At 70.7% G+C, this 11725-nt stretch carries 10 protein-coding genes; 3 read left to right on the top strand and 7 right to left on the bottom strand.

Translation table 11 applies throughout. The features are described 5' to 3' along the window. Positions 1 to 46: 46 nt before the first annotated feature. The gene (locus tag A5680_RS10725) at positions 47 to 1255 is read right to left on the bottom strand and encodes a DNA polymerase III subunit delta' (RefSeq protein ID WP_067819053.1); all 1209 of its coding nucleotides are present in this window, start codon (positions 1253 to 1255) and stop codon (positions 47 to 49) included. A gap of 106 nt (positions 1256 to 1361) precedes the next feature. Here A5680_RS10725 and A5680_RS10730 point away from each other — a divergent pair, with 106 nt between their 5' ends. Further along, complete coding sequence (locus tag A5680_RS10730; protein WP_231965062.1) at positions 1362 to 3044, top strand: adenylate/guanylate cyclase domain-containing protein; 1683 nt, start codon at positions 1362 to 1364, stop codon at positions 3042 to 3044. Between the two features lie 6 nt (positions 3045 to 3050). Here the strand turns inward: A5680_RS10730 and topA are convergent, their stop codons facing one another. From topA to cspA, 3 genes are all read right to left on the bottom strand, one after another. Then, entirely contained in the window at positions 3051 to 5846 is a 2796-nt protein-coding gene (topA, locus tag A5680_RS10735; protein ID WP_067819041.1) for a type I DNA topoisomerase, read from the bottom strand. Between the two features lie 193 nt (positions 5847 to 6039). Further along, on the bottom strand, positions 6040 to 6630 hold the full coding sequence (locus A5680_RS10740) for a hypothetical protein (protein ID WP_055403792.1): 591 nt from the start codon (positions 6628 to 6630) through the stop codon (positions 6040 to 6042). 149 nt (positions 6631 to 6779) lie between these two features. Then, complete coding sequence (gene cspA / locus A5680_RS10745; RefSeq protein WP_007166602.1) at positions 6780 to 6983, bottom strand: cold shock protein CspA; 204 nt, start codon at positions 6981 to 6983, stop codon at positions 6780 to 6782. 250 nt (positions 6984 to 7233) lie between these two features. Here cspA and A5680_RS10750 point away from each other — a divergent pair, with 250 nt between their 5' ends. Next, on the top strand, positions 7234 to 9549 hold the full coding sequence (locus A5680_RS10750) for a DEAD/DEAH box helicase (protein WP_067819058.1): 2316 nt from the start codon (positions 7234 to 7236) through the stop codon (positions 9547 to 9549). Between the two features lie 328 nt (positions 9550 to 9877). Beyond that, on the top strand, positions 9878 to 10912 hold the full coding sequence (locus A5680_RS10755; RefSeq protein ID WP_067819043.1) for a PAS domain-containing protein: 1035 nt from the start codon (positions 9878 to 9880) through the stop codon (positions 10910 to 10912). Here the strand turns inward: A5680_RS10755 and A5680_RS10760 are convergent. Genes A5680_RS10760 through A5680_RS25155 form a run of 3 tightly spaced genes read right to left on the bottom strand, consistent with a single transcriptional unit; the run spans position 10909 to position 11718 of the window. Then, on the bottom strand, positions 10909 to 11199 hold the full coding sequence (locus A5680_RS10760; protein ID WP_369827645.1) for an Rv3654c family TadE-like protein: 291 nt from the start codon (positions 11197 to 11199) through the stop codon (positions 10909 to 10911). The genes A5680_RS10755 and A5680_RS10760 overlap by 4 nt on opposite strands. A gap of 31 nt (positions 11200 to 11230) precedes the next feature. Beyond that, a complete protein-coding gene (locus A5680_RS10765) occupies positions 11231 to 11521 on the bottom strand; it encodes a TadE family type IV pilus minor pilin (protein ID WP_082970323.1) in 291 nt (96 codons plus the stop codon). A gap of 35 nt (positions 11522 to 11556) precedes the next feature. Continuing rightward, positions 11557 to 11718, bottom strand: a complete 162-nt coding sequence (locus A5680_RS25155) for a DUF4244 domain-containing protein (RefSeq protein WP_082970336.1) — start codon at positions 11716 to 11718, stop codon at positions 11557 to 11559. Between the last annotated feature and the right edge of the window lie 7 nt (positions 11719 to 11725).

The following is an 11725-nucleotide window of genomic DNA, read 5'->3' on the forward strand; positions in this document are numbered from 1 at the left end:
GGCACGAGTCTACGGCAGGCCGGGTGGCCCGCCAAAGTCCGGGCAATCAATCCCGCAGCTCCTGGCCGAAGGTGGCCACCATGGCGTCGACGGCGAACTTGGGCTTGACGTTGATCGCCAGCGCCTCGCGGCACTCCAGCACCGCCTCGATGCAGCGCAGCAGCCGCTGCGGCGGCGCGTGCGCGGCCAGTGCGGACACCCGCTCGGCCATGTCCGGGTGGTTGGGGCGCACCGACCCCGCCTCCGCCGAGACCATGAGCGCATCGCGGAAATAGGTCGCCAGGTCGATCAGCGCCCGGTCCAGGGCGTCGCGGGAGGCCCGAGTCTGGCGCGACTTCTGGCGCCGTTCGAGGTCTTTCATCGCGCCGGTGGCACCCCGCAGCGCCCCGGCGGTGCCCTTGCCGGTGCCGCCGGCGCCCAGGGCCGTCCGCAGCTCCTCGGTCTCGGCCTCGGCGCGGTCCGCGGTGAGCACCACCGCCTCGGTTTCGGCCGCGGCCACCAGCTCCTCGGCGGCGGCATAGGCCCGCGACGGCGTCGCGGCGTCGCGGACCAGGGCCAGCGCCCGCTCGCGGCGCGCCCGCGCCTCGGCGTCGGTCGCCAGCCGCCGCGCCCGGCCCACGTGGCCGCCGCTGACCGACGCCGCCCAGTTCGCGGTCTCGGGGGTCAGGCCGTCGCTGTCGATCAGCACGCGCGCGATCGCCTCGGTCGGCGGGGTGACGAGCGCGACGTGCCGGCAGCGGGAACGCAGCGTGATGGCGATGTCCTCGGGGTCCACCGACGGCGCGCACAGCAGGAACACCGTCGACGGCGGCGGCTCCTCGACGACCTTGAGCAGCGCGTTGGCCGCGCCCTCGGTCAGCCGGTCGGCGTCCTCGATCACCACGATCTGGCGATGCCCGGTGGCCGGGCGCCGCGACGCGATCTGCACGATGCCGCGCATCTCGTCGACGCCGATGGACAGCCCCTCGGGCACCACCCGGCGCACGTCGGCGTGGGTGCCGGCCATCGTCGTGGTGCACGCCCGGCATTGCCCGCACCCGGGTTCCCCAGGTGAGGTGCACTGCAGCGCGGCCGCGAAGCACAGCGCCGCGACCGATCGGCCCGACCCCGGCGGACCCGTGATCAGCCACGCATGTGTCATAGTCCCGGCGCCCGCATCGCTGTGAACCACGTCACCGCGGGCCGCCCTGGCGGCCGCGAGCAGCTCGGCCGTCACCACGTCCTGGCCTACCAGCCGCGTAAACACCCCGGACATCACCGGCAACATTAGCCACCCCCGCCGACATATACCGATCGGCCACCGGATCGCGACAATCCCGTTACATTTCCCCCCTTTTCGGCCGGTCGGGCGCCGCAGTGGGATGGTTGGAAGTTTCCGAAGAGTCACTGCCGACCGATACGGTGGGATCGTGGCAACACCGGCAGCACTGCCCGGGCGGATCAGCGGATTCGTCCGGTGGGTGGTGCGCACCCCGTGGCCACTGTTCTCGCTGAGCATGCTGCAGGCCGACATCATCGGCGCCCTCTTCGTGCTCGGCTTCCTGCGCTACGCCCTGCCCCCCGAGGACCGCATCCAGCTGCAGGACCTGCCCGTGCTCAACCTGGCCCTGTTCGGGACGGCCCTGGTGGTGCTGTTCCTGGCCGGCTGGATGGTCAACCTGAAGCTGCTGATGCCGGTCTTCCGCTGGCAGCGCCGCGACAACCTGCTCGCCGAGGCGGACCCGGCCGCCACCGAGCTGGCCCGCAGCCGCGCGCTGCGGATGCCGTTCTACCGCACGCTGATCAGCATGGTGGCCTGGTGCATCGGCGGCGTGGTGTTCATCATCGCCAGCTGGTCGGTCGCCCGGTTCGCCGCGCCGGTCGTGGCCGTCGCGACCGGGCTCGGCGCCGCGGCGACCGCCATCATCGGCTACCTGCAGTCCGAGCGGGTGCTGCGGCCGGTGGCCGTGGCGGCCCTGCGCAGCGGCGTGCCCGAGAACGTTCAGGCGCCCGGCGTCATCCTGCGCCAGATCCTGACGTGGATGCTGTCCACCGCCGTGCCGGTGCTCGCGATCGTGCTGGCCGTGATGGCGGACAAGGCGTCCCTGCTGCACGCCACCCCGGAGAAGCTGTTCACCCCCATCCTGTTGCTGGCGCTGGCGGCGCTGGGCATCGGCTTCGTCAGCACCCTGCTGGTGGCCATGTCGATCGCCGACCCGCTGCGGCAGCTGCGCTGGGCGCTGTCGGAGGTGCAGCGCGGAAACTACAACGCGCACATGCAGATCTACGACGCCAGCGAGCTGGGCCTGCTGCAGGCGGGCTTCAACGACATGGTGCGTGACCTGTCCGAGCGGCAGCGGCTGCGCGACCTGTTCGGCCGCTACGTGGGTGAGGACGTGGCCCGCCGGGCGCTGGAGCGCGGCACCGAGCTGGGTGGTCAGGAGCGCCACGTCGCCGTCCTGTTCGTCGACCTGGTCGGCTCCACCAAGCTCGCGGCGACGCGACCGCCCGCCGAGGTGGTCCACCTGCTGAACGAGTTCTTCCGGGTGGTGGTCGAAACCGTGGGCCGGCACGGCGGTTTCGTGAACAAGTTCCAGGGCGACGCGGCGCTGGCCATCTTCGGCGCGCCGATCGAACACCCCGACGCTTCGGGCGGCGCGCTCGCCGCGGCCCGCGAGCTGCACGACGAGCTGCTCCCGGTGATCGGCTCGGCGGAGTTCGGGATCGGGGTGTCGGCGGGCAGGGCGATCGCCGGGCACATCGGCGCGCAGGCCCGCTTCGAGTACACGGTCATCGGCGACCCGGTCAACGAGGCCGCCCGGCTGACCGAGCTGGCCAAACTCGAGCCCGGCCACGTGCTGGCGTCGGCGATCGCGGTCAGCGGCGCGCTGGACGCCGAGGCCCTGTGCTGGGATGTCGGCGAGGTCGTCGAATTGCGCGGGCGCACCGCGCCCACCCAGCTGGCCCGGCCCGTGCATCTGGCCGGATCCCCGGAGCCCCAGCAATCCCAGCCCGTGCGGGCGCCCGAGGAGGTGCCCAGCGAGGCGATCGGCCCGGGCTTCTAGGCCGGGCTAGTTGCGCTTGGCGGCCTTCTTGGCCGGGGCCTTCTTGCGGGCGGACTTCTTCGCCGGACGCTTCACCGGGCCGCGCGCCCGACGGTCGGCCAGCAGTTCGGCGGCGCGTTCGTCGGTGATCGACAGGACGTCGTCGCCCTTGCGCAGGCTCGCGTTGGTCTCGCCGTCGGTGACGTACGGCCCGAACCGGCCGTCCTTGATCACCATCGGCTTGCCGGTCGCCGGGTCGGTGCCCAGCTCGCGCAACGGCGGCGCGGCCGCGGCCTGCCTGCCGCGGCGTTTGGGCTCCGCGTAGATCTTCAGCGCCTCGTCCAGCGTGATCTCGAAGATCTGGTCCTCGGTGGACAGCGAGCGAGAATCGGTGCCGCGCTTCAGGTATGGGCCGTAACGACCGTTCTGCGCGGTGATCTCCTCGCCGGTCTGCGGGTCCACGCCGACCACCCGGGGCAGCGACAGCAGCTTCAGCGCGTCGGAGAGGGTGACCGTTTGCAGGTCCATGCTGCGCAGCAGCGAGCCGGTGCGCGGCTTGGGGCCGGTCGGCTTCTTGCCCTTCTTCGCCGGGGCGCCGCCGTCCTCCTCGCCGGGGGGTTCGGGCAGAATCTCGGTCACGTACGGCCCGTACCGGCCGTCCTTGGCGACGATCTCGCGCCCCGTTTCCGGGTCGACCCCCAACGTGCGGCCCTCTTGCGGCGTGGCGAACAGCTGCTCGGCCACCTCCAACGTCAGCTCGTCGGGCGTCAGCGAGTCGTTGAGGTTGGCGCGCTGAGGCTTTGGCTCGCCGTCATCGCCAGCGACCATGCGTTCCAGGTAAGGCCCGTTCTTGCCCACCCGGACGTACACGGGCCGACCCTGCTCGTCGTCAAACAGCTTGATGGAGTTGACTTCTCGCGCGTCGATGCCTTCGAGGTTGACGCCGACGAGCTTCTTCAGGCCGCCGGAGCGGGCCACCGAATCGGCCACGCCGTGTTCGCCGCCGAAGTAGAAGCGGTTGAGCCAGTCGGTGCGCCGCTCCTGCCCCGACGCGATCGCGTCGAGCTCGTCCTCCATCGCGGCGGTGAAGTCGTAATCGACCAGCCGGCCGAAATGCTGCTCCAGCAAACCGGTTACGGCGAACGCGACCCAGGACGGCACGAGGGCGCTGCCCTTCTTGTGCACGTAGCCGCGGTCCTGGATGGTCTTGATGATCGACGAGTAGGTCGACGGGCGGCCGATGCCCAGCTCCTCGAGCGCCTTGACCAGCGACGCCTCGGTGTAGCGCGCCGGCGGGTTGGTGGCGTGGCCGTCGGGCGTGAGCTCGATCGCGTCCAGCCGCTGGCCCTGCGTCAGCTGCGGCAGCCGGCTCTCGGCGTCGTCGGCCTCACCGCCCGCCAATTCGTCGACGGTTTCCACGTAGGCCTTCAGGAAGCCGGCGAAGGTGATGGTGCGGCCGCTGGCCGAGAACAGGACGTCGCGCCCGCCCGACTGGCCGCCGATCCGCAGGCTCAGCGTGGTGCCGCGCGCGTCGGCCATCTGCGAGGCCACCGTGCGCTGCCAGATCAGCTCGTAGAGCCGGAACTCGTCGCCGTCGAGCTCGCGGCGCACCGCGTCGGGAGTGGCGAACGTCTCACCGGCGGGCCGGATGGCCTCGTGCGCCTCCTGCGCGTTCTTCACCTTGCGGGTGTACTGGCGCGGCGACGGCGAGACGTATTCCTCGCCGTAGAGCTGACGCGCCTGCGTGCGGGCGGCGTTGATGGCCGACTGCGACAGCGTCGTCGAGTCGGTACGCATATAGGTGATGTAGCCGTTCTCGTAGAGCCGCTGCGCGATGCTCATGGTGCGCTCCGAGGAGAACCGCAGCTTGCGGCCGGCCTCCTGCTGCAGCGTCGACGTCATGAACGGCGCGTAGGGCCGGCGGGTGTAGGGCTTCTCCTCCACCGAGGCGACGGCCAGCTGGGCCCCGCGCAGCCCGGTGGCCAGCTCCGTGGCCTGGGCCTCGTCCAGGACGATAACCTCGTCGGCTTTGCGCAGCTGGCCCAGCGAGTCGAAATCGCGGCCCGTCGCCACGCGCAGGCCGTCGACGCCGGCCAGCCGGGCGGTGAACGTGGGCGGGGAGGCCTGTGGGTCGGACACGCTGGCGTCCAGCCGGGCCAGGATGTCCCAGTAGGAGGCGCTGCGGAACGCCATGCGGTCGCGTTCGCGCTGCACGATGATGCGCGTGGCCACCGACTGGACGCGGCCCGCGGACAGCTTGGGCGCGACCTTCTTCCACAGCACCGGGCTGACCTCGTAGCCGTACAGCCGGTCCAGGATGCGGCGGGTCTCCTGCGCGTCGACCAGGTCGATGTCCAGGTCACGAGGGTTTTCGGCGGCCTCGAGGATGGCCGGTTCGGTGATCTCGTGGAACACCATCCGCTTGACCGGGATGTTCGGCTTCAGGGTTTCCAGCAGGTGCCAGGCGATGGCTTCGCCCTCGCGGTCACCATCCGTGGCGAGATAGAGCTCGTCGACGCCCTTCAGCAGGCCCTTGAGTTCGCTGACCGTGCTCTTTTTCTCCGGGCTGATGATGTAGAGCGGTTCGAAGTCGTGGTCGACGTTGACGCCCAGCCGGGCCCACGGCTCCGACTTGTACTTGGCCGGCACGTCGGCGGCGGCGCGGGGCAGGTCGCGGATGTGGCCGCGGGAGGATTCGACGATGTAGTTGGAGCCCAGGTAGCCGGCCAGTTTGCGCGCCTTGGTAGGCGACTCGACGATGACGAGTCGCCTACGGCTCCCAGTCCGGCCGCTTTCGCGGTCCGTGAGATTCGGGTCGGCCAACTACGCTTACGCTCCATCCTTGATCTGGGCCCCACTGCGGGGCCGCCCCGCAGAAGAATGACAGGCCGGCGTCAGAAATTCCGGGGAAATTCAGATACGCCAGCGTTCCTTCGCCTTCGGGCATCTGACAATTTCGCACCCTTGACCGCGACTGCGCAAACCGGCCGCCGCAGCCGCAAATGTTTTCCCGCGGTTATACCCGCGGCCAGACCGATGTCGCGTCAACGCCGTCCGGCGCGTCGCCCACGTTCTCTACCAGGCGCGATAGCCGACGGCGGCCGCTGATCCGAAGCGCCGGCCGCCCGCCGCGGGTGCCGATCAATGTCGGGGCGATTCCGACCCGCATCAAAGCCGACGCCAGCGGGGAATGGGTGTCGGGCGCGTGGGGATCCAGGCCCAACAGGTAATGGTCGCCCTCGGGGTGACCGGCCGCCAGTGTCCACGCCCGCAATTCGCGGGGTCCGGGCAGCCAGCGCGGCGGCACGGTCTTCACCGCGCCGCGCGTCCATTCGGCGGCCAAACCGACCAAGGACGCCGTGACCGCGGTCCGCACCAGCGGGGTGTCCTCGTCGGTGCGACCGATCTCGGGTTCCAGCCCCGCCTCGCGGATCATCTCGGCCAGCGCCTCGGCGCGCCACGGCTGATCCACCACCACGGACAGCCGCGCGCCCTGCGCCTCGGGACCGCCGACCATCACGATTTGGCCGGAAGCCGCCAGCACCCCGGACAGATCGGCGACCGCGGGCGGCACCGACTCCGCTGTGAAGAAGGAAAGCTGGCTCACGCCAACGACAGTAGGCCAGGTCTACCATCCGCGTCTTGAACCAACCGGCGCGGCGAGGAGTTTCGCGAGCTTAGCCGCAATACGAAAACCCCCCGGCGGGCCCGCTGGGCGGGACTGCACGGGGGGTCCGTTGAGAGTCGGCTCGTCCGTTAGACGGAGCGGACTCCGGTGGCCTGGGGGCCCTTAGGGCTGTGGCCGATTTCGAACTCGACCTTCTGGTTTTCTTCGAGGGTGCGGAAGCCCGAACCCTGGATCTCCGTGTAGTGGACAAACACGTCAGCGGAGCCGTCTTCGGGGGCAATGAACCCGAAGCCCTTCTCCGCGTTGAACCACTTCACAGTTCCCTGTGGCATCTCTCGATCTTTCCTTTTCTTCTGGGTGCGGGGCATCGCTTTTCGATGCCCCGGGCCTGGTACGACCGCCATACCTCGCTCAGTCGCCGGAACTTCACCCGACCGATTAACCTCGCAGGAACCGCGGCCGCAACGATAGATCCTGCGAAGTTTTGACACGAACACAGAAGCTGCGACCGCAAATAGTCAACCATGTTCATCGCTTCGGCGACAGACTTGCGTCCCCCAGGCGTGTAAGGAGGGTGTGAACTTGGCGAGTTTCGGCAGCGAGCTGCTCGCCGCCGCGCTCGCCGGTACCGCCCCCGACGAGCACCCGCTGCGCCACGTCGCCGAGCTGCCGCCGCGAAGCGGCCGGCCGCACAATTGGCCAGCGTGGGCCGAGCCCGACGTGGTGCGCGCCTTCACCGACCGCGGCGTCGGTTCCCCCTGGTCACACCAGTCGGCGGCCGCGGAACTGGCACACGCCGGCCGGCACGTGGTGGTGAGCACCGGGACCGCGTCGGGCAAGTCGTTGGCCTATCAGCTGCCCGTCCTCAACGCGCTGGCCACCGACCCGCGCGCCCGCGTGCTCTACCTGTCCCCGACGAAGGCGCTGGGCCACGACCAATTGCGCGCCGCGCACGCGTTGACGGCCGCCATCCCGCGGTGCCAGGACGTGGCTCCCACCGCCTATGACGGCGACAGCCCCCCGGAAGTCCGCCGCTTCGCGCGGGAGCGGTCCCGCTGGTTGTTTTCCAATCCCGACATGATCCACCTGTCGATCTTGCGCAACCATGCCCGCTGGGCCGTGCTGCTGCGGGGCCTTCGGTTCGTGATCGTCGACGAATGCCATTACTACCGCGGAGTTTTCGGATCCAACGTGGCGATGGTGCTGCGCCGGTTGCTGCGGCTGTGCGCGCGCTACTCTTCGGCGCCCACGGTGATCTTCGCCAGCGCGACGACCGATGCACCGGGCGCGACGGCCGCCGAGCTGATCGGGCTTCCGGTCGAGGAGGTCACGGAGGACGGATCGCCACAGGGCGCCCGGACGGTGGCGCTGTGGGAGCCGGCGCTGCGGGCGGATCTGCTCGGCGAGAACGGCGCGCCGGTGCGCCGTTCCGCCGGCGCGGAGGCGGCGCGGGTGATGGCGGACCTGGTCGCCGAGGGAGCGCAAACGCTGACGTTCGTCCGGTCGCGCCGCGCCGCGGAGTTGACCGCGCTGGGCACCCAGGCCCGGCTGGACGAGATCGCCCCGGATCTTTCCGGCAAGGTGGCGTCGTACCGGGCCGGCTATCTCGCCGAGGACCGGACGGCGCTCGAGCGCGCCCTCGCCGAGGGACGGCTGCGCGGCCTGGCCACCACGAATGCCCTGGAGCTGGGCGTCGACATCGCGGGGCTGGACGCCGTGGTGCTCGCCGGGTTCCCCGGGACGGTCGCCTCGTTCTGGCAGCAGGCCGGCCGCTCGGGCCGCCGCGGGCAGGGGGCGTTGGTGGTGCTGATCGCCCGCGACGACCCGCTGGACACGTTTCTGGTGCACAACCCGGCCGCGCTGCTGGGCAAGCCCGTGGAGCGGGTGGTGATCGACCCGGCCAACCCTTACATCCTGGGGCCCCAATTACTATGCGCCGCAACCGAAATGCCGCTCGACGACGCCGAGGTGCGTGACTTCGGCGCCATCGAGGTGGCCGACGGCCTGGTCGACGACGGGCTGCTGCGGCGCCGCAACGGCAAGTACTTTCCCGCGGCCGGCCTCGAACCGCATGGGGCGGTGGACATCCGGGGCTCGGCAGGCGGCCAGATCGTCATCGTCGAGGCCGACACCGGGCGGTTGTTGGGCAGCACCGGTATCGGTCAGGCCCCGGCGTCGGTGCACCCGGGCGCCGTCTACCTGCATCAGGGCGAAAGCTACGTCGTCGACTCGCTGGACCTCGAGGACGCGATCGCGTTCGTGCACGCCGAGGACCCCGGTTACGCGACGTTTGCGCGGGAGATCACCGACATCGCCGTCACCGGCACCGGGGAGCGCAAGCAGTTCGGACCGGTCACCCTGGGCCTGGTGCCGGTGACCGTCACCCACCAGGTGGTGGGCTATCTGCGCCGCCGGCTGTCCGGGGAGGTGATCGACTTCATCGAGTTGGACATGCCCGAACACACGCTGGCGACCACCGCGGTGATGTACACCATCACCGAGGATGCGTTGGCGCGCACGGGGATTGACGCACCGCGGATCCCGGGTTCGCTGCACGCCGCCGAGCACGCCGCGATCGGCCTGCTGCCGCTGGTGGCCAGCTGCGATCGTGGCGACATCGGCGGCCTGTCCACCGCCGTGGGACCGGACCCGGCGGGGCTGCCCAGCGTCTTCGTGTACGACGGCTATCCGGGGGGAGCCGGTTTCGCCGAACGGGGCTATCGCAAGGTGAGTACGTGGTTGGGCGCGACCGCCGCCGCCATCGAGTCATGTGAATGCCCACGCGGGTGCCCGTCGTGCGTGCAATCACCCAAGTGCGGCAACGGCAACGACCCACTCGACAAGGCGGGCGCGGTGCGCGTGCTGCGGTTGGTCCTCGCGGAGCTGGCCCGCGCGTGAGCAACGACGCGGATGACGACCGGCCCCTCGACGGCCGACCCCACGAATACGCCCGGTGCCGTACGTGCCGATCGCATTAACTGCTGCTCAAGAAACGATGGCGGGCTGTGGCGCGGGCCAACCAACTCATCGGTGAGCGGTCGTCGGCCCCGCCGCGCGGGCGCAGCAGCAAACTACCAGGGCCGCGGCGGCATGGCAACCATGCCCGCGCGCCGATGAGCCCGAAGGCTTTGCCGCAGAGCGCGATAGCGCATTTCCAGAGCCGGACCGAGACGGCCGGCGGACCCGAGGTCCCGAGAACCCGCCGCCCCGCCGTAAAATCGGGCGCATGGCCCACGACTGGTTGCTCGTGGAGACGCTGGGGGGCGAGCCCACCGTGGTGGCGCAGGGACGTCAACTGAAGAACCTCGTCCCCATCACCACGTTCATGCGCCGTAGCCCCTATCTGGCCGCGGTGCGGACGGCGATCGCCGAAACCGTACAGACCGGGCAGAGCCTGACGAGCATCACGCCCAAGCGCGACCGCGTGATTCGCACCGAGCCGGTGGTGATGTCGGACGGCTTCATCCACGGCGTGCACGTGTGGACCGGACCCGCCGACGTCGAACCGCCCGAGCGGCCGACCCCGGGACCCCTGAAGTGGGACCTGACCCAGGGCGTCGCCACCGACACCCGGGAGTCGTTGACCAACAGCGGAAAGAATCCCGAGGTGGAGGTCACTTTCGGCAGGGCCTTCGCCGAAGACCTGCCGTCGCGCGAGCTCAACCCCAACGAAACCAAGGTTCTTGCCATGGCCGTTAAGGCCAAGCCCGACCAAACCATTTGCAGCACTTGGGATCTCACTGACTGGCAGGGCACTCCCATGCGGATCGGTTTCGTGGCGCGCACCGGCCTGGAGGAGGGTCCCGACGGCCGCGACCACCTGATCGCGCGGGCGATCAACTGGCGCGCCGAGCTCAAGGGCCCCCCGGTGTCGACCGATGATCTGGCGCAACGGATCCTGAGCGGACTGGCCCAGGCCGGCGTCCACCGCGCGCTGATCGACCTGAAGAACTGGGCGCTGCTGAAATGGCTGGACGAACCCTGCACCTTCTACGACTGGCGGGGCAGCGAGACCGGCAAGCCGAAGGTCCACCCCGACGACCAGCACCTGGTGGCGTCGATGACCGAGGAATTCGCCCGGGGCGCCACCAGCCGGGTGTTGCGAATGCCCGCCGTCGACGATGGGTGGGTGCCGGTGCACGTCACCGTCAACCGGGTGGAGCTCGAACCGGACACCTACGCCGGGCTGGTCTCGCTGCGGTTGCCGTCCGATGAGGAGCTCGCCGCCGCCGGGCGGCCGGACGGCGACCCGGCGGCCTAGCCACGAACCGGCCCCGCCCGCGCGGCGGCACCGGCCGCACCACCGAAGACCGGCACCCGGACGGTGACGACGACGTCGAGGTCCTCCACCACGCAACCGGCGTCGCGGGCCCGCATCCGGTGTGCGACCGCCGTCGCGCGGGCGCAGGCCGCTTCGGGCCCGGCCGGCAGCCGGGCGGCCGCGGCCAGCGCGGCCAGATCGGCGGCCGCCTGCGCGCGATGCCGCGCCACCACCACCGCACCGAGGTACGCCCCGGCCCCCGTAACGGACAGCAGCACCGCCACCATCCAGGCCGCGACCAGGGTGGCCGCGCCCCGATCATCCCGAGGGCTCGGCCACCGAAACAGCCTTGGCCACAATCTCGATCGCCGGCAACAACTTGGAGTGCGCGACCACGGTGGCCACCACGAACTCACCGTCGCGGTGCACCTCGACGCGCGCCCCGCCGGGGGCGACGCGGCGGGCGACGCCCACCGCCGAGCCCTCGTCCCCGCGGGCGGCCAGGCGGGCGGCCTCCCGGGCGGCGTCCACGCAGCGCACCTGCATCGACACAGCCGTGATGCCGGCCAGACACAGCACCAGCACGACGACGAGCGTGGCGATGCCCAGCGCGGCCTCGACGGTGGCGGCACCGGCACTGCCGGCTAGGCCTTGGTGTTGAGCGCGCGGCCGATGATGTTGGTCAGCGCCGACACGATGGAGTCGCCGGTCACGACGGTGTACAGGATCGCCCCGAAGGCGGCCGCCGCCACGGTGCCGATGGCGTACTCGACCGTGGACATGCCCGACTCGTCCGACGCCAACACCGTCGCC

Origin of the sequence: Mycobacterium sp. E2989 (assembly GCF_001667595.1) — a bacterium.
Classification (GTDB): Bacteria; Actinomycetota; Actinomycetes; order Mycobacteriales; family Mycobacteriaceae; genus Mycobacterium.

Bases quoted from the DNA above. Each gene is read 5' to 3' on its own strand.
- A5680_RS10730 (WP_231965062.1), top strand. From the start codon at position 1,362: ATGGTTGGAAGTTTCCGAAGAGTCACTGCCGACCGATACGGTGGGATC.
- A5680_RS10760 (WP_369827645.1), bottom strand. From the start codon at position 11,199: ATGGTGGCGGTGCTGCTGTCCGTTACGGGGGCCGGGGCGTACCTCGGT.
- A5680_RS10755 (WP_067819043.1), top strand. From the start codon at position 9,878: ATGGCCCACGACTGGTTGCTCGTGGAGACGCTGGGGGGCGAGCCCACC.
- cspA (WP_007166602.1), bottom strand. From the start codon at position 6,983: ATGCCACAGGGAACTGTGAAGTGGTTCAACGCGGAGAAGGGCTTCGGG.
- A5680_RS10725 (WP_067819053.1), bottom strand. From the start codon at position 1,255: ATGTCCGGGGTGTTTACGCGGCTGGTAGGCCAGGACGTGGTGACGGCC.